Genomic DNA, 17,773 nt, shown 5'->3' with positions numbered 1-17,773 from the left:
CGGCGGGCCGGGCCACGTCACGCAGGGGCGCCGAGCGGCGGGTGTTCGAGCACACGGGGCTTGTACTCGACCAGCTGGATGCGGCCGTCGAAGGTGCGGTGCTCGACCATTTCGAGGGCAACGTCCGGATAGCCGTCGTAGATGCGTTCCTCGCCCGTGGCCCCGGTGATCACCGGGAACATCACGACCCGGAAGCGGTCGACGAGTCCGGCTCGTAGCAGGGAGCGGCACAGGCTGAGGCTGCCGATCGTGCTGAGGAGCCCCGAGCCGCTCGACTTCATGGCGCGGACCGCCTCGACGGCGTCGTCGCGGACGAGCGTGGAGTTGGCCCATGTCAGTGGCTCCTCGAGTGAGGAGGAGAACACCACCTTGGACGCTTGCGTGAGCTCGTCGACGGACGCCTCTTCTTCGGGCCTGAACTCGTCTTGGCCCTCCGGGACCTCGCCTGCGGCGAAGCCCGACATCAGGCGGTACGTGTTCGCTCCCATCAGGTAGGTGGCCTCGGGCTGCTCGCCGAGCCATGCGAGGTACTCCGGGCCCTCGAGGCCCCAGAACCCGGGCCATCCCTGTCCCGAGGCGTAGCCGTCGAGCGAGGTGATGAAGTCGACGAGAAGCTCCGACATGGCGGTGTCCTTTCCGAAAGGTGTCACGAGCTTGGACCGGCCGCGAGCCAGAAACTCATCGGCTGTGCCAAAGCCTTGGCTCAGCCCCACCCGTTCACCGCAAGAGCTCGCAGATCTTGAACAGCAGCATGGTGATGGCGATGAAGGTGCCCCCTGCCCAGGTGGCCGCGCCGAGGATCGTCGCGTGCAGGAGTACGGCCAGTACGCCCGCCGCCAGGCCGGTGAGCAGGCCGGTCAGCAAGGCGATGACGATGAGCAGGGCCCGTTGCGACAGGCCTCCGGCCGGAGGAGGCGGCACCTGAGTCATGACGTACCTCCGCCCGGGTTCTCTATTCGCGGGGCCAGGCCGGTGACACAACTCGCGTTATTGTCTGCCATGAGGCTTCCTGGTTGAGTCGAGTGGACGAGGTTACTTCGCGGTGGGGGAGTACTCGGACGATGCTTGCCGGCTGACCGAGCGCTCCCCTTCTTGTTCTTGCTGTTCTTGGCCGAAAAGACGCTAGGTCATCGGTATTCGGCGGCCTTGGCAGTCATGGCTCCGGCCGTCATACTGACGGCCGGCGGCCTGACGGTGCCGTCGGTGCCGCAGTGCGGGATTGGGGGAGTCGTGACCTTTCCGGATCCGACATCGGAGTGGCGGAGGAGTTCCGCCAGTGGCGGTGAGAACTGCGTCGAAGTCGCTTTAGGTTGTCCCGTCATGGTCAGGGATTCGAAAGTTTCCGGAGGTCCCTGTTTCTCGGTCGGTTCCACGGCGTGGGCATATTTTGTCGATTCTCTTTCCCGCTATGCCGCGACCTGAGAATGTTGTGAACTCCACTCGGTGATGGGCTGGGCGTAGCGGTTCTCGATTTCCCAGAAGGCTTCGAGATAGGTCTCGACGCTCCGTTGCACGCCGACGATCGCCTTGTTGTTGAGGATGACACTTCCGTCGGGATTCTCGAGGTACACCACCCGTTCCTGATCGGCTTTGGCGAACTCGAAGATGACATACGGTGAACGCAGCAGTGGGTAGAGGCCGCTGCTGAACGGCACCACCCCGATGCTCACGTGATCCAGTGCGCTGACCTGTTGCAGATGCCGGATCTGGGCTTCCATCAACTCGGCCGTCCCCACTACGCGTCGGAGCGCCGCCTCGTCGATCAGGAACCGCAGCTCGGTTTTGGGTTCACTCAGCATGCGTTCCTGGCGCTTCATACGGAGGTCGAGCAGTTCCTCCTTCTCCGGGACCACGGACTGCTGCAGGGCGACGTGCGCGTACTCCTCCGTCTGCAACAGGCCGGGGATGAACAGCGCCTCGAAATTACGGATCACGGACGCGGACGCCTCGTAGCCCAGGTAGGACTGAAACCCTTCCGACAGCAGGGAACGGTACTCGTACCACCAGGGCTGCCGTCGCGCCTCCTCCGCCACCCGACGCAAATCCTTCGCGGCTTCGGGCGAGAGTCCGTAGAAGCTGATCAGTGCCTTGAGGTCCGTCATGGAGATCTTCACCCTGCCTGACTCCAAGCGCATGACTTTCGACAGGGACCATCCCGTCTCCCGAGCAACATCAGGCTGTGTGTAACCCGCCTTTCTGCGTGCCTCTTGAAGCTCTGAGCTCAGACGGTGTCGGGAAACCATCGGGTCGGCATCGGGCATGGACTTCTCCTTCTGGTGCCACAGGTCGTACCGCCGCCAGGCTTTTCGACCGTGTTCAAGACGACCAGTTTCGCAAGGCTACGCGGATTTTTGACAGGTGTCACTATGCCTCACGGCTCTTCGTTGGCGCCGCCAACTCTGAAGAGATGCACGGGGGGAGTGAGGAAGAATGAAACATTAATGCGGTTCACAGAGACGTTTGATCGATGCATTCACTCGCTTGAGTGACTTCCGTTCGCCAACCCTCGGGAATTGCCGAATCCGCTCACCTTGCTCATGCGAAAAATCGCGCAACAGGGCCCCCGGGAGGTGAGAGCCCCGTTCTGCGGGGGACCCGCTCAGCAGGCCCGGTTGGCGACGCTCCCCCGGGGGGCCGACCCGGTCAGGTTCCCCCAGTTCAGAATGTGTGCTGGGGGAGCCGTCAGATCAGGCGTCCTTCTTCGCAGACCCGCCGGGCGACCTCGCGCAGCTTGACGTTCTTCTCCTGGGAGTAGCGGCGCAGCACGTCGAAGGCCTGGTCCTCGGTGAGGCGGTGGCTGCCCATGAGGATGCCCATGGCCTCGCCGATGGCGTGGCGCGTGGCCATGGCCTGCTCCATCTGGGCGTGGCTGCGCGCGCTGGAGAAGGCGATCGCCGCGTGTGAGGCCAGCAGCCAGCCGGCGGTCTCGCTGTCGTCCGTGAAGGCCCCCGGCCGGTGCGAGTAGAGGTCGAGCGCGCCGAGATCCTCGTCCTCGGTGTAGAGCAGGAAGCCCATCATGCTGCCCACGCCCAGGTCGCGTGCCTGCTCGGCGTAGGCGGGCCAGCGGGGCTGCTCGGCCGTGAAGTCGGCGATGCGGAACACGCGTTCACCGGTGCTCGCGCGGGCCGCGTCGAAGCAGGGGCCCTCCGTGAGGCGCTCCTGCAACCGGTCGCTCTCGACGACCAGATCATGGGTGGGCGCCAGTGTCTCCACGCTCTTGCCGTGGAGGAGGAGGACGCCGGCCGCGTCGCACCCCGGCACGCGCTCCCTGGCCGCTCTGGTGATGTGCTCGAGCGTGGCGCCGACCGAGTCCTGGGCGAGCAGGTCACGCGCCATGGAGGCCATCTCCCGTGCGAACACGCGCCAGTCCACTGTCGTCCTCCTCGGTCCGAGTGCTGGCCATGCATGTCTCCTGCCACGGTGTCACGCGTCGCACACCCCGGCAGCCGCATGCCGGGTTCGTCCTCCCTGCGGGTCCTTCTTGCGAAGCCTATCGAGTTTCGATAGATTTCCATCGTGGTTCGATCGAAGGAGTGGTGATGGGGAAGCTGGCCGTGGCGGGATTGCGCGGGGTGCTCGTGGTGCTGCTCGCGGGGTCGTTGTTCGTGCAGGGGGTGATGGTGCCGCTGCTGGCCGTCGACATGAACGGGCTCAGGCCCGAGTACGCGTATCTGCGCACTCCGATCCTCGTGATCACGATTCTGGGTATCGTGACGGTCCAGGTCGTCGTGGTCTGCGTGTGGCGGCTGGTGACGATGGTGCGTCGCGGGACGGTGTTCTCCACCGCCGCCTTCCGCTACGTGCACATCGTGATCGGCGCGTTCGTGGCGGCCGCCCTGCTGGTCTTCGCGCTCGCGGTCGTGCTCGCGCCGGGCGAGGCCGTGGCTCCCGGGGTGGTCCTGCTGCTGTGCGGGGTCGTCGTGGCCGTACTGGGCGTCGCCCTGATCGTGCTCGTGCTGCGGATGCTGCTCGCGCAGGCCGTCGCGCGCGACATCGAGGCGGCCCAGATGCAGGCCGAGCTGGAAGAGGTCATCTGATGCCCATCGCCGTCGACATCGACGTGATGCTGGCCAAACGCAAGATGTCCGTGGGTGAACTGGCGGAACGCGTCGGCATCACCCCCGCCAACCTGGCGGTCCTCAAGAACGGCCGGGCCAAGGCGGTCCGCTTCTCGACCCTCGCCGCGTTGTGCGAGGTGCTGGAGTGCCAGCCGGGGGATCTGCTGCGCTGGGAGACGGAGGAGCCGGCCGACCCCACGGCCGGTCCCGCCTCCGGCTCGACGGCCGGCCCCGCGTCCGGCCCGACGGCCGACTCGACAATGGCCTGATGGACAACATCGGTATCCGCCCGGCCCGGCCCGCCGAACTCGCCGCGGTGGCCACCCTGCGCTGGGAGTGGCTCGTCGAGAACGGCTCGGAGGACCTCGGCGAACGTGAGGGTTTCGTACGGCACTTCGTGACCTGGGCCAGGGAGAACGCGAACTCCCACCGCTGCATGGTCCTCGTCCGGGACGACCGGGTCATCGGCATGGCCTGGCTCGCGGTGGTGCAGCGGGTGCCCACGCCCCGGGCGCCGCGGCGGGCCTCCGGCGATCTCCAGTGCGTGTACGTCGTACCCGAGGCGCGGGACGGCGGGCTGGGCGGGCGGCTCATCCAGGCCGTCCTGGACGGAGCACGCGAGCTCGGACTGGAACGCGTGACCGTGCACTCCAGCCCGCGGGCCATCCCCGCGTACGCCCGCAGCGGCTTCCAGGGGTCACCCCGGCTGCTCCAGGCGCAGGTCACCCGCGTATGAGCCGTATGATCTTGCGGCTGGGCGGGGGAACTGCGGGAGAACGGGGCGGGACTGTGCGGTGCTGGATCCGGACGGGGCACTGAAGGCGTCTACCACGGTATGGATCTGGAGAAGCGACCCCGCGAGGGTTCCGAGGCGCGTGTCGATCCGCGCGAGCGGCCGGCCGGGCCGACGGTACGGCGTGAGCCCGACGCACCGGAGGGGTGTCTGGCCGTCGCGATCCGGATTCCCGTGCGGATCATCGTGCTCGTCCTGGTCGTCCCCGTGCGGATGCTGTGGGACGCGCTCGTCGTGGCCGGACGGTTCCTGAACGACACCCTGCTCCGGCCCCTCGGCCGGGCGCTGCTGTGGCTCGGGCGGGCGGTGTTCGTCTGGCCGTTCGTGGGGCTGTGGCGCTACGTCGTCGTCCCGCTGGGCAAGGCCCTCGGATGGCTCGGCAACGTCCTCGTCGTCGTGCCCCTGGTCTGGCTCTACCGGCAAGTGCTGACCCCCGTGGGGCACGCGATCGCATGGGCGGCCCGGGCTGTCGGTGCCGGAGTCGGCTGGATGGCCAAGGGCCTAGGAACTGCGCTCGGCTGGGTGTACGCCTGGCTGCTCACGCCCGTCGGACACGCGGTGATGTGGGTACTAAGGGGGACAGGCGCCGGGCTCGCCGCGCTCGGCCTCGGCGTCTGGACGGCCGTGGCGTGGCTCGCGAGGTACCTCGTCGTCGTACCCGCCCGCTGGCTGTACACCTGGGTGCTCGCACCCGTCGGCCGCGCGGTCGCCTGGTGCTGCAAGGGGCTCGTGTGGCTGCTGAGCATGATCGTCACCGGTGTCGGCACGGCCCTGTACTGGATCGCCCGCGTCCTGTTCGTCCTGCCCGCGCTCGCCCTGTGGCGCTGGATCCTCACACCGGCCGGACGCGTCCTCGCCGTCATCGGGCGGGAGGTGTGGGACGCCCTCGGCCACGCCTGGCGCGTCGCCGGGCACATCTCCCTCGCCGTCGGGCGCATGCTCGGCACCCTCTTCCGGTGGATCTTCGTCGAACCGGTGCGGTGGGTGTACCGCAGTGTGCTGACGCCCGTCGGGCATGTCGTACGGGACGCCGTCCTGCGGCCCGCCGCCGAGGCGGCACGCAGTGTGCGGCGGGCCACCCGGCAGGCGCTGGCCGCCGCCCGGGAATCCGTGCGCCAGGCCCGCGCCGACTTCCGGCGGATGCTCTTCGGTGAGCCGCGGCAGCCGCAGCCGGTCGACCGGAGGGAACCTTCGGGGCGCGAGCCACGTACTCTTGGTAGCAGTACGACCGCTCTCACGAAGGACTGAACGACACTGGGCAAGCGACAGCCCGAAGGCCCGCCGCCCGCACCCGCGGTGCAGCGCATCCGACTGCGCTACACCAAGCGCGGCCGCCTCCGGTTCACCAGCCACCGTGACTTCCAGCGCGCCTTCGAGCGTGCGTTGCGCCGTGCCGAGGTGCCGATGGCCTACTCGGCGGGCTTCACACCGCACCCGAAGGTGTCGTACGCCAATGCCGCACCCACCGGCACGGGCAGTGAGGCGGAATACCTGGAGATCGCCCTCACCGCGCCCCGCGACCCGGAGCAGCTCAGGGCCCTCCTCGACGAGTCGCTGCCCACCGGGCTCGACATCACCGAGGCGGTCGAGGCCCGCACCTCGGGGCTCGCCGACCGGCTGACGGCTTCCGTCTGGGAGCTCCGGCTGGACGGAGTGCCGCCGGAGGAGGCCCGTCGAGCGGCGGACGCCTTCAACGCGGCCGAGACCGTCGAGGTCCAGCGCCTCGCCAAGAACGGCGTCCGTACGTTCGACGCCCGCGCCGCGGTTGCGAGCCTGGAGGTCCGCGACCTCACGGAAACGCACAGTTCGCAGGCTGATAGGCCGACGGACCAGCCCTGTGCGATACTGCGGCTGGTTGTTCGGCACGTGACGCCTGCCGTACGACCCGACGACGTCCTGTCCGGTCTCCGCGCCGTGGCCGACCTGGCGCCGCCGGTCCCCGCAGCGGTGACCAGGCTGGCGCAGGGGCTGTTCGATGAAGAGACCGGCACGGTGACCGACCCGCTCGCGCCCGACCGCGAGGCAGTCGAGGCCCACTCAACGGCCGAACCGACTGCCGCCGCGACGGCGTCGGCGTAAGGAAGGTCCCGCGTAGGGACGGACGTCGTAGCGCCGCCCTCGGACTCGGGAGCCACCTGGGTCGGGCAGCGCACCGACCAGAAGACTTTCGCCAGGCCGTACGCATTCGGCGTACGGAACCGGCGAGACAGGACACAGAGAGCTCCCGTGCGGCGCCCGCGCCCCGGACGGCGGCGAACGCGCACAGCGCGCGCCGCGGACGTCACCGGCATCGCCGGACCAGGCGCGGCGCCCGGGAGCCTGACGGGAGATAAGCCCGCATGCTCGGACCGACCGAACCCACAGAGGGTTCCGAACAGAACACTCCCAGCGACACCCTGCCGCCCCGCCGGCGGCGGCGTGCCGCGTCCCGCCCGGCGGGTCCGCCCACCGGTGCCTCCTCGGACGCGCCGGCGGAGACCGTCGCGCCGGCCATACCGGCCGCCGAGGCCGAGGACCTCGCGTCTGACGTCGTAGAGGCCGACGTCGTATTGGCCGACGAAGCCGTTGCCGAGGCGGAGCAGGTTCCCGAAGCCGTGGAGAGCGAAGAGGCCGCCGCGCCCGCCCCGCCCAAGCGGCGTCGCGCCGTGCGCCGTGCCTCCGCACCCGCCGGCGCTCCGGAGGCCGCCGAGGCCGCCGAGACCGTGGTCCCGGTGACCGCCGGCACCCCCGCCGCCGAGCCGGCCGAGGCCGCCGCCCCCGCCGCCTCCGTGGAAGCGTCCGAGGACGCCGCCCCCAAGCGCACCCGGCGCCGCGCCACGCGCACCGTGACCTCGCCCGCCGCCGCTCCGGCGGAGCCCGCCGAGACGGCCGCGGCCCCGGCCGAGGCCGACGGCCCGGAGCCTGCCGCCGTGGCCGAGGGCGCCGCCGAAGGTGCCGAGGCCGCTGAAGAGGCTGCTCCGCGTCGGACTCGCCGGCGTGCCTCGCGGCGGGCGTCCGCGCCCGCCGGGGCGCCTTCCGCCGCGGACGCGGTGGAAGGCAACGCCGAGGAGGCGAAGGCACCTGTGACCGAGAACCCCGCCGCCGAGCCCGCCCGCGCATCCGAGGCCACAGCCTCCGAGACCGCTGCCGCCGAGCCCGCCCCCGCTGCCGAGGCCCCTGCCGAGACCGCGGCCGAGGCTGCCGAGTCCGCCGCGGAGACCGGTCCGCGGCGCCGCCGCCGGGTCGTGCGCCGGGCCGCCGGCGGCTTCGCCGAGCCCGCCCAGCCCGCCAAGGGCGCGCGGGCCGCGAAGGCCGCCGCCCGGGTGCCCGCGGACGCTGCCGACGGCGAGAGCGAGCCGACCTCGCGTCCGAGGCGGCCCGCCGTCGCGCTGTTCCAGGCGCCCGTCTTCACCGAGCCCCAGTTCCAGACGCCGGAGCGGGCGGCCGCCGCTGCCGCCGCCGAAGCGGCCGGGGCGGCGGAGCCCGAGGAGACCGAAGAGGCCGCACCGGCCGAGGACCGGCGCGAGGAGCCGGCCGGCGGTTCGCGCCGCCGCCGTCGGCGCCGGGGTGCCGGCGACGAGGCCGAGGCCCAGGCCCCCGAGACCACCGCCGTCGACACCACCGCCGACGAGGCGGAGGAGGCCGACGACTCCGCCGAGGACCAGGCCGACGGTGACGACCAGGAGGAGTCCGAGGGCACCGGCTCGCGCCGCCGCCGTCGCCGGGGCGGCCGCCGCCGCAGGCGCGGTGAGTCCGCCGACGCCGACGGTGAGGGCGGCGAGGACATCGAGCCCGAGCAGAGCGCCGGGCAGGACACCGAGGACGGCGAGGAGGACGACGAGGACTCCGAGGACGCCACCGACCGCGACGAGTCCGGCGGAGGCGGCTCCAGCAGCAGCCGTCGGCGCCGTCGCCGCCGTCGCCGTGCCGGTGACTCCGGCACCGAGGCCGAGCCCTCCGACGACGACCCGGAGCGCACGGTCGTCAAGGTGCGCGAGCCCCGCCCCAAGGCCGAGCCGTCCGACGAGGTGCAGTCCATCAAGGGCTCGACCCGTCTGGAGGCCAAGAAGCAGCGCCGCCGCGAAGGCCGTGAGCAGGGCCGCCGCCGGGTGCCGATCATCACCGAGGCCGAGTTCCTGGCCCGCCGCGAGGCCGTCGAGCGTGTGATGGTCGTCCGCCAGCACGGCGACCGCACCCAGATCGGCGTCCTTGAGGACAACGTGCTCGTCGAGCACTACGTCAACAAGGAGCAGTCGACCTCGTACGTCGGCAACGTCTACCTCGGCAAGGTGCAGAACGTGCTGCCGTCGATGGAGGCCGCCTTCATCGACATCGGCAAGGGCCGCAACGCGGTGCTGTACGCCGGTGAGGTCAACTTCGAGGCGCTGGGCATGGCCAACGGCCCGCGCCGCATCGAGTCCGCCCTGAAGTCCGGCCAGTCGGTGCTCGTCCAGGTGACGAAGGACCCGATCGGCCACAAGGGCGCGCGTCTGACCAGCCAGGTCTCCTTGCCGGGCCGCTACCTCGTGTACGTGCCCGAGGGCTCGATGACCGGCATCAGCCGCAAGCTGCCCGACACCGAGCGGTCGCGGCTGAAGACGATCCTCAAGAAGATCGTCCCCGAGGACGCGGGCGTCATCGTGCGCACCGCCGCCGAGGGCGCGAGCGAGGACGAGCTGCGCCGGGACGTCGAGCGTCTCCAGCAGCAGTGGGAGGACATCCAGAAGAAGGCCAAGAACGGCAACGCGCCGACGCTGCTGTACGGCGAGCCGGACATGACCGTCCGGGTCGTGCGCGACATCTTCAACGAGGACTTCTCCAAGGTCGTCGTCAGCGGCGACGAGGCGTGGTCGACCATCCACGGGTACGTCTCGCACGTCGCGCCGGACCTGGCCGAGCGGCTGTCGAAGTGGACCTCCGAGGTCGACGTCTTCGCCACGTACCGGATCGACGAGCAGCTCGCCAAGGCCCTCGACCGCAAGGTCTGGCTGCCCAGCGGCGGCTCGCTGGTGATCGACCGGACCGAGGCGATGGTCGTCGTCGACGTCAACACCGGCAAGTTCACCGGCCAGGGCGGCAACCTGGAGGAGACGGTCACCAGGAACAACCTGGAGGCGGCCGAGGAGATCGTGCGTCAGCTGCGGCTGCGCGACCTCGGCGGCATCATCGTCATCGACTTCATCGACATGGTGCTGGAGTCCAACCGGGACCTCGTGCTGCGGCGCCTGCTGGAGTGCCTGGGCCGCGACCGTACGAAGCACCAGGTCGCCGAGGTGACCTCGCTCGGGCTCGTGCAGATGACCCGCAAGCGGGTCGGGCAGGGCCTGCTGGAGTCCTTCTCCGAGACGTGCGTCCACTGCAACGGCCGCGGTGTCATCGTGCACATGGAGCAGCCGACGGCCCCCGGAGGCGGCGGCAAGCGCAAGAAGCGCGCCCGTGCCGGTGCCGCCGAGCAGCCGCACGTGCACGAGGCCGCCGTCGAGACCGCCGAGGAGGAGGCCGAGACCGAGACCGAGGTCGCAGCCGAGGCCGCCGAGCCGATCGCGCTGCCCGAGCCGTCCTTCGAGCCCGACGAGGAGCTGTACAGCAGCGCCGCCGAGGCGGAGGCCGCGGCCGGCCGCGGCCGGCCGCGACGCCGGGCGAGCCGGCGGGTGTCGGCTCCGGCGGGTGCCCCGCGGGGCGAGACGGCGGAGCCCAGGGCCGAGCAAGGCAGGGACAGGACCCGGCGCGGCCGGGGCAGGGCCGAGCAGGCCGAGGCCGAGGTGCCGACGGCTCAGGACGTGACCGCCGAGCAGGAGGTCGCCCGTCCGGTGCAGCCGGAGCCGGCCGCCGAGGCGCAGGCCGAGCCGATGGCCGTGGAGGACCCGGTGGTCGAGGCCGCGCAGGCCGCTCCGGCCGCTCCTGTCGAGGACGCCGCGCCCAAGGGCCGTACCCGGCGGCGGGCCACCCGCAAGGTGTCCGCTCCGGCCGGTTCTCCGGCGGGGGCCGAGGCGGCCGTGGTGACGGTCGCCGAGACCGCCCCGGCGGTGTCCGAGGCGGAGGCCGCCGAGGTGCCCGAGCCGGCCGTTCAGCCCGAGGCGCCCGCCGAGAGCGCCGCCCCGGCCCGTCCGCGGCGCCGCGCGGTGCGCAAGCCGACGGTGTCCACGGCGTCCGAGGAGACGGCCGTCGTGGTCGTCCCGTCGGCCGCGTCCGAGGACCCGGCGTCCGCGGAGGCCCCGCAGGCGCCCGTGTCCGACGGTGCCGTCACGGAGGAGGCCGCCGAGGAGTCGGCGCCCGCCAAGAAGACGGCCCGCAAGACGGCGAAGAAGGCCACGGCGAAGAAGGCCGCCACCACCAAGAAGACCGCGGCGAAGAAGACCGCCGCCAAGAAGACGACGGCCAAGAAGGCGGCGAAGACCACCAAGACCGCCGCCAAGAAGACCACGTCGAAGAAGACCGTGGCGGCGGAGCAGTCGGCGTCGTCCGCGTCCTCCGTCTCGGCCTCCACCGACGAGGGCTGAGATCCACTGCGCCTGTGCGACCGGCGTGACCGGTCGCACAGGTGGCGGGCCCGGCTCGGTTTGACCCCTTCGGCCGCGGCCCCGTAACCTTGACCGTCGGCGTGTCGACTGACACGTCACATCCCCGTAAACCTCATCCTCCGGGCGCCGGGCGCCGGGAGAGGCTGCTCGCTGAGTCGGGTGGCTGGCCTGCGGGGGTGCCGTTTCCCGAGCTAGAGAGTGAGTTCCGCGTGTACGCCATCGTGCGCAGCGGTGGTCGCCAGCACAAGGTTGCTGTCGGCGACATCGTTGAGGTTGACAAGATTTCCACTGCCAAGGTTGGCGACTCGGTCGAGCTCTCGACCCTGCTCGTTGTCGACGGCGACGCCGTGACCAGCGACCCGTGGGTGCTGGCCGGCATCAAGGTCCAGGCCGAGGTCGTGGACCACCACAAGGGCCAGAAGATCGACATTCTGCGCTACAAGAACAAGACGGGTTACCGCCGTCGCCAGGGCCACCGCCAGCAGTACACGGCGATCAAGGTCACTGAGATCCCCACGGCTGCGAAGTAAGGGACTGAGGAGAAATGGCACACAAGAAGGGCGCATCGTCCACCCGGAACGGTCGCGACTCCAATGCCCAGCGGCTCGGCGTGAAGCGCTTCGGCGGTCAGGTCGTCAACGCGGGTGAGATCCTGGTCCGTCAGCGTGGCACCCACTTCCACCCGGGCTCCGGCGTCGGCCGTGGTGGCGACGACACGCTGTTCGCCCTCGAGGCCGGTTCGGTGCAGTTCGGCACCCACCGTGGCCGCAAGGTCGTGAACATCGTTCCGGTCGCCTGATCGGAAACTTTCGCGAGGCGGACCTCACTTCCCTCACGGGAAGCGGGTCCGCCTTTCGCGTGTTACCCCAAGACATTCCCGCAGTAACTGGAGGCACATCCCATGACCACCTTCGTGGACCGCGTCGAGCTGCATGTCGCCGCGGGTAGCGGAGGCCACGGCTGTGCCTCCGTCCACCGTGAGAAGTTCAAGCCCCTCGGCGGGCCGGACGGCGGCAACGGCGGGCGCGGCGGGGACGTGATCCTCACCGTCGACCAGTCGGTCACCACGCTGCTCGACTACCACCACTCGCCGCACCGCAAGGCCACCAACGGCAAGCCCGGCGAGGGCGGCAACCGCTCCGGCAAGGACGGCCAGGACCTCGTCCTGCCGGTGCCGGACGGCACGGTCGTGCTGGACAAGGCGGGCAACGTCCTCGCCGACCTGGTCGGGCACGGCACGTCGTACGTCGCCGCACAGGGCGGCCGGGGCGGGCTGGGCAACGCGGCGCTGGCCTCCGCGCGGCGCAAGGCGCCCGGATTCGCGCTGCTCGGTGAGCCGGGAGACCTGCGGGACGTCGTCCTGGAGCTGAAGACCGTCGCCGACGTGGCGCTCGTCGGGTACCCGAGCGCCGGCAAGTCCTCGCTGATCTCGGTGCTGAGCGCGGCCAAGCCGAAGATCGCCGACTACCCCTTCACCACGCTCGTGCCCAACCTCGGTGTCGTCACGGCCGGTTCGACGGTCTACACGATCGCCGACGTGCCCGGGCTGATCCCCGGCGCCAGCCAGGGCAAGGGCCTCGGCCTGGAGTTCCTGCGGCACGTGGAGCGGTGCAGTGTGCTCGTGCACGTCCTGGACACCGCGACGCTGGAGTCCGAGCGCGACCCCGTCTCCGACCTCGACATCATCGAGGAGGAGCTGCGGCAGTACGGCGGGCTGGACAACCGGCCGCGGATCGTCGTCCTGAACAAGATCGACGTACCGGACGGCAAGGACCTGGCCGAGATGGTGCGGCCCGACCTGGAGGCGCGCGGCTACCGCGTGTTCGAGGTGTCGGCCGTGGCGCACATGGGCCTGAAGGAGCTGTCGTACGCGCTCGCGGAGGTCGTGGCGAAGGCGCGGGCCGCGAAGCCGAAGGAAGAGGCCACCCGGATCGTGATCCGGCCGAAGGCCGTGGACGACACCGGCTTCACCGTGACGCAGGAGGCCGACGGCCTGTTCCGGGTGCGCGGAGAGAAGCCCGAACGCTGGGTGCGCCAGACCGACTTCAACAACGACGAGGCCGTCGGCTACCTCGCGGACCGGCTCAACCGGCTCGGTGTCGAAGCGGAGCTGATGAAGGCCGGCGCCCGAGGCGGCGACGGCGTGGCCATCGGACCCGAGGACAACGCGGTCGTCTTCGACTGGGAGCCGTCCGTGACGGCCGGGGCCGAGATGCTCGGCCGCCGCGGTGAGGACCACCGGCTCGAGGGTGAGCGGCCGGCCGCGCAGCGCCGCAAGGACCGGCAGGCCGAACGCGACGAGGCGCAGCAGGAGTTCGACGACTTCGAGCCGTTCTGAGCCGGCAGAAAGCACCTGCGCAACGGACTCGGGCCCGGCCAAGCCGTTCTCCGGTGAGCCGTACAGAGCGGTGCCGGTGAGGATCTTGTTCCTCACCGGCACCTGACTGCCCGGCGGACCGAGGGAGCTGACGTGCCCGCGCGCGGTCTTCCTGAAGCGCACCCATGACGGTCCGGGCGTTTCCACGGACCGGTCAACACATTCACCACGACCGGGTCGGCCGGCTTCGGCACGGTCACGAGCGTCTCCGGGCCCGGCTCGGGGGTTTCGCTCGCCGACCCGGTATTGATCACCTGTCAGACTCGCCCCCGCAACGGCTTGTTCCGATGCTGGCGGCGAGTCTCTCTTTGTCTGCTTAGTTGTCATGTACGTGAACCCCGGCGTTCAGCGGGCGGACCGCCCGCGAGCGTGAAGCTTCCCCGTGTCCAAGTGGCCAGCGAGGTAAGGGAGTCAGCCGATGACCGGAGCAGTATCCCCCGACCGACGCCGCTTTCTGACCGCGGGTGCCGCGGTCCTCGGCGCCGCCGCCTCCGCCCAGCTGTGGGTTCCCGCCGCCGCCCGCGCGGCCGAGACACCGCTCCCGGACGGCGTGTTCAGCCTCGGCGTCTCCTCGGGCGACCCGCTCCCGGACGGCATCGTGCTGTGGACCAGGCTCGCCCCGGACCCGCTGAACGGCGGCGGCATGCCCGACCGGGTCGTGCCCGTCGAGTGGCAGCTCGCGGAGGACCACCGGTTCAGAAAGCTCGTCCGACGGGGCACCGCCCAGGCCCGGCCCGAGTACGGGCACAGCGTTCACGTGGACGTACGCGGACTGCGCGCGGGCCGTACCTACTGGTACCGCTTCCGCACCAGCGGGCAGCTCTCGCCCGTGGGCCGCACCCGCACCGCGCCCCACCCTTACAGCTCCGGTGGCTCCCTGCGCATGGCTCTCGCCTCCTGCCAGAACTGGCAGCACGGCTACTTCACGCCATACGCGGACATGCTCGACCAGGACCCGGACGTGGTGGTGTTCGTCGGCGACTACATCTACGAGTCCACGCCCTCGGCGACGGCCCTGCGGCGGCACGAGGGCACCGGCGAGCCGTTCAGCCTCGTCCAGTACCGCAACCGGTACGCCCAGTACCGGACGGACCCCGACCTCGCGGCGATGCACGCGAACGCGCCCTTCGTGGTGACCTTCGACGACCACGAGGTGGACAACGACTTCGCCGGCGAGATCCCGCAGGACCCCGACAAGCAGCCGCACGACGCGTTCGTGGCCCGCCTCACCGCCGCCTACCAGGCGTTCTACGAGCACATGCCGGTCCGTGCCACCGCCGTCCCTGACGGCCCGCACATCCGGATGTACCGCCGCCTGGAGTTCGGCCGCCTGGCCCGGCTCAACGTCCTGGACACCCGTCAGTACCGCAGCGACCAGGCCACCAGCCAGGAAGGCGCCCAGGACCCGTCGCTGACCATGCTGGGCGCGCAGCAGAAGGGGTGGCTGCTGAACGGGCTCAAGAACTCGCCCGCCCGCTGGAACCTCATCGCCTCCCAGATCATGATGGCCGAGACGGACCTCAAGGTCGGCGAGGGCAAACTCTGGTTCTACGACGCCTGGGACGGCTACCAGGCCGAACGCAACCGGTTCCTCCAGGAGTTCAAGCAGGTCCGCAACCCGGTCGTGCTCTCCGGCGACCGGCACCTGACGATGATCAGCGATCTCAGGACGGACTACGCCGACCCGGACTCGGACGTCGTCGGAGCCGAGTTCGTCGGCACCTCCATCTCCAGCAACGGCGACCAGGACCAGGAGGCCTTCCGCAGGGAGTGGGACCCGCGGCGCCCGGACAACCCGCACTGGAAGCTGCTCGACGCGCACCGCGGCTACCACCTCTTCGACGTCCACCGCGACCGCATCGACGCCCAGGTCCGGGTGGTCGACACGGTCCGGCAGACCACGGCGACCCCGAGCACGCTGGCCCGGCTGAGGGTCCGGGCGGGCCGTCCGGGCGTCGAGGTCGTCTGAACCGGCCCGCGTGGCGCATGAGCCCGGGACTCCTCGGAGTCCCGGGCTCACGGCGTATTGCTCCGGCCGAGACCGAAATGCTGCGGAATCTTGACCAGGAATTCCGCGGGCCCCGCCGTCGCCGTGGCGCCGGGCACACCCGCAAAGCGCGTACCGTGCACCGGACATCGTCCAAGGAACTCGGACAGGTCCTCGGCCGCCGCCGGCCCGAACGGCTCCGGCACCGCTGCGCTTCTGTGGAGTTACTCACAGCAATTCCCGGGGCGCCTGCATCGCCGGCGGAACCGTCTCGCCAATCACCGGCGTCACCAGGTGAATGAGAGGTTGCGCGCACATATGCGGTGGAGGTCGCTCACCTTGCATTGCGGTAACCACAAGTGGGACCATTTCCAAGTTCCCTGTCGCCCCAAGGTAGGTCACCTGTGTCCCAGCACATAGCCAAGCCCCGTACCACCGCAGTGATCCTGGCCGGTGGCACCGGCCAGCGCGTGGGTCTGTCGATCCCCAAGCAGCTGCTGAAGATCGCCGGCAAGGCAGTCATCGAGCACACGCTGACCACCTTCGAGAACGCCGATTCGATCGACGACATCATCGTGCTGATGGCTCCGGGTTATGTGCCCGACATCGAGAAGATCGTCGCGAAGGCCGGATTCAAGAAGGTCTCGAAGGTCATCGAGGGCGGCTCCACGCGGAACGAGACCACCGAGCGCGCCATCGCCGCGCTGGGCGAGGGCCTGGCCGAGGGCGAGGACGCCAACGTCCTCTTCCACGACGCCGTGCGCCCCCTGCTCTCGCAGCGCGTCATCGACGACTGCGTCGTCGCCCTGGAGCGCTACCAGGCCGTCGACGTGGCCATCCCGTCCGCGGACACCATCATTGTCACGCGCACGCACGGCGAGGACGGCGAGTTCATCACCGAGATCCCGGACCGCTCCCGGCTGCGCCGCGGCCAGACGCCGCAGGCCTTCAAGCTGTCCACGATCAAGCGGGCCTACGAGGTCGCCGCCGGTGACCCCAACTTCCAGGCGACCGACGACTGCTCCGTCGTGCTCAAGTACCTGCCGGACGTGCCGATCCACGTCGTCGCGGGTGACGAGTACAACATGAAGGTCACCCAGCCCGTCGACGTCTTCATCGCCGACAAGCTCTTCCAGCTCGCCTCCACGGCCGCCCCCGAGCAGGTCTCCGAGGAGGCCTACCGCGAGCTGCTGACCGGCAAGACCATGGTCGTCTTCGGCGGCAGCTACGGCATCGGCAAGGACATCGCCGAGCTCGCCGAGTCCTACGGCGCCAAGGTCTACGCGCTCGGCCGCTCCACCACCGGCACCCACGTGGAGAACCCGGAGGAGGTCGACGACGCCCTGTCCAAGGCCTACGCCGAGACGGGCCGCATCGACTACGTGGTCAACACCGCCGGTGTGCTGCGCATAGGCAAGCTCGCCGAGACCGACAACGCCACCATCGAGGAGGCGCTGAAGGTCAACTACCTGGCCCCGGTGCAGATCGCCCGGTCGTCGTACAAGTACCTGTCCGAGACCAAGGGCCAGTTGCTGCTCTACACCTCCAGCAGCTACACCCGCGGCCGGGCCGAGTACAGCCTGTACTCCTCCACCAAGGCCGCCATGGTGAACCTCACCCAGGCGCTGTCCGACGAGTGGGCCGGCGACGGCGTCCGCGTCAACTGCATCAACCCCGAGCGCACCGCCACCCCCATGCGCACCAAGGCGTTCGGCCAGGAGCCCTCGGGAACCCTGCTGTCCTCCGAGGCCGTGGCGCGCACGTCGCTCGACGTGCTGCTCTCCGAGCTCACCGGCCACGTCATCGACGTCCGCCAGCAGGACCCGACGGCCGGCGCGGCCCGGGCCTCCGGCTTCGAGCAGGCACTGGCCACGGTGCTGGACCGGCAGGACGGCGTGTAATAATTGGCGCCAAATAGACTTCGGTAATTCAGGCCTCTGCGCTCTCCTGTTAACGGGTTTTCGTCGACAGGAGTGTTCGCAGGGGCCTGAATCCATACCGTCTCGCGAATATTCACAGACCAGCCGCATTCTCGAACCAAGACCGGCACACCCCTCC

The 17,773-nt window shown here is 70.2% G+C and carries 17 protein-coding genes; 12 read left to right on the top strand and 5 right to left on the bottom strand.

The annotated features are described in order from the left end of the window. Nucleotides 1-17: 17 nt before the first annotated feature. Together OO68_RS02550 and OO68_RS02545 are read right to left on the bottom strand one after the other, a co-directional pair. Nucleotides 18-623, bottom strand: coding sequence for a dihydrofolate reductase family protein (locus tag OO68_RS02550; protein WP_033306391.1), 606 nt, complete (start codon nt 621-623; stop codon nt 18-20). A gap of 94 nt (nt 624-717) precedes the next feature. Next, the gene (locus tag OO68_RS02545; RefSeq protein WP_033306390.1) at nt 718-930 is read right to left on the bottom strand and encodes a cytochrome c oxidase assembly protein COX20 family protein; all 213 of its coding nucleotides are present in this window, start codon (nt 928-930) and stop codon (nt 718-720) included. A gap of 225 nt (nt 931-1,155) precedes the next feature. Here OO68_RS02545 and OO68_RS43660 point away from each other — a divergent pair, with 225 nt between their 5' ends. Further along, on the top strand, nt 1,156-1,422 hold the full coding sequence (locus OO68_RS43660; protein ID WP_078625148.1) for a DUF397 domain-containing protein: 267 nt from the start codon (nt 1,156-1,158) through the stop codon (nt 1,420-1,422). Here the strand turns inward: OO68_RS43660 and OO68_RS02540 are convergent. Continuing rightward, nucleotides 1,407-2,261, bottom strand: coding sequence for a helix-turn-helix domain-containing protein (locus OO68_RS02540; RefSeq protein ID WP_078625137.1), 855 nt, complete (start codon nt 2,259-2,261; stop codon nt 1,407-1,409). The two genes, OO68_RS43660 and OO68_RS02540, sit on opposite strands and share 16 nt — an antisense overlap. Nucleotides 2,262-2,682: 421 nt before the next feature. Further along, nucleotides 2,683-3,372, bottom strand: a complete 690-nt coding sequence (locus tag OO68_RS02535; RefSeq protein ID WP_245236881.1) for a GAF and ANTAR domain-containing protein — start codon at nt 3,370-3,372, stop codon at nt 2,683-2,685. A gap of 167 nt (nt 3,373-3,539) precedes the next feature. On the opposite strand from OO68_RS02535, the gene OO68_RS02530 reads away from it, so the two are divergent. The 10 genes from OO68_RS02530 (at nt 3,540) to OO68_RS02485 (ending at nt 15,697) form a co-directional block, all read left to right on the top strand. Then, nucleotides 3,540-4,037 (top strand): DUF2975 domain-containing protein, encoded by a 498-nt coding sequence (locus OO68_RS02530; protein ID WP_033306388.1) that lies wholly within the window; start codon nt 3,540-3,542, stop codon nt 4,035-4,037. Then, nucleotides 4,037-4,327, top strand: a complete 291-nt coding sequence (locus OO68_RS02525; protein WP_033306387.1) for a helix-turn-helix domain-containing protein — start codon at nt 4,037-4,039, stop codon at nt 4,325-4,327. The genes OO68_RS02530 and OO68_RS02525 overlap by 1 nt, the downstream gene beginning before the upstream one ends. Beyond that, the gene (locus OO68_RS02520; protein ID WP_033306386.1) at nt 4,327-4,794 is read left to right on the top strand and encodes a GNAT family N-acetyltransferase; all 468 of its coding nucleotides are present in this window, start codon (nt 4,327-4,329) and stop codon (nt 4,792-4,794) included. Before OO68_RS02525 ends, OO68_RS02520 begins: the two co-directional genes overlap by 1 nt. A gap of 99 nt (nt 4,795-4,893) precedes the next feature. Continuing rightward, nucleotides 4,894-6,099: a hypothetical protein gene (locus OO68_RS02515; protein ID WP_033306385.1), complete on the top strand. Its 1,206-nt coding sequence runs from the start codon at nt 4,894-4,896 to the stop codon at nt 6,097-6,099. 48 nt (nt 6,100-6,147) lie between these two features. Beyond that, nucleotides 6,148-6,930, top strand: coding sequence for a TIGR03936 family radical SAM-associated protein (locus OO68_RS02510; protein ID WP_033306384.1), 783 nt, complete (start codon nt 6,148-6,150; stop codon nt 6,928-6,930). Nucleotides 6,931-7,190: 260 nt separating this feature from the next. Then, the gene (locus tag OO68_RS02505; protein WP_033306383.1) at nt 7,191-11,330 is read left to right on the top strand and encodes an Rne/Rng family ribonuclease; all 4,140 of its coding nucleotides are present in this window, start codon (nt 7,191-7,193) and stop codon (nt 11,328-11,330) included. A gap of 230 nt (nt 11,331-11,560) precedes the next feature. Continuing rightward, on the top strand, nt 11,561-11,881 hold the full coding sequence (rplU, locus tag OO68_RS02500) for a 50S ribosomal protein L21 (protein ID WP_030836278.1): 321 nt from the start codon (nt 11,561-11,563) through the stop codon (nt 11,879-11,881). Between the two features lie 14 nt (nt 11,882-11,895). Next, nucleotides 11,896-12,150 (top strand): 50S ribosomal protein L27, encoded by a 255-nt coding sequence (rpmA, locus tag OO68_RS02495; protein ID WP_031107501.1) that lies wholly within the window; start codon nt 11,896-11,898, stop codon nt 12,148-12,150. Between the two features lie 102 nt (nt 12,151-12,252). Further along, nucleotides 12,253-13,689, top strand: a complete 1,437-nt coding sequence (obgE, locus tag OO68_RS02490; RefSeq protein ID WP_033306382.1) for a GTPase ObgE — start codon at nt 12,253-12,255, stop codon at nt 13,687-13,689. A gap of 457 nt (nt 13,690-14,146) precedes the next feature. Then, nucleotides 14,147-15,697 (top strand): alkaline phosphatase D family protein, encoded by a 1,551-nt coding sequence (locus tag OO68_RS02485; RefSeq protein WP_033306381.1) that lies wholly within the window; start codon nt 14,147-14,149, stop codon nt 15,695-15,697. Between the two features lie 47 nt (nt 15,698-15,744). Here OO68_RS02485 and OO68_RS46105 read toward each other — a convergent pair whose 3' ends face one another. After that, nucleotides 15,745-15,921, bottom strand: a complete 177-nt coding sequence (locus OO68_RS46105; protein ID WP_157852662.1) for a hypothetical protein — start codon at nt 15,919-15,921, stop codon at nt 15,745-15,747. A gap of 198 nt (nt 15,922-16,119) precedes the next feature. On the opposite strand from OO68_RS46105, the gene OO68_RS02480 reads away from it, so the two are divergent. Continuing rightward, nucleotides 16,120-17,616, top strand: coding sequence for a bifunctional cytidylyltransferase/SDR family oxidoreductase (locus OO68_RS02480; RefSeq protein WP_033306380.1), 1,497 nt, complete (start codon nt 16,120-16,122; stop codon nt 17,614-17,616). Nucleotides 17,617-17,773 lie beyond the last annotated feature (157 nt).

It is taken from the genome of Streptomyces iakyrus (genome assembly GCF_000717055.1).
In the GTDB taxonomy this organism is placed as follows: domain Bacteria; phylum Actinomycetota; class Actinomycetes; order Streptomycetales; family Streptomycetaceae; genus Streptomyces; species Streptomyces iakyrus.
The sequence above is the reverse complement of the archived record's forward strand: the minus strand, read 5'-3'. Positions and strand labels throughout refer to the sequence as shown.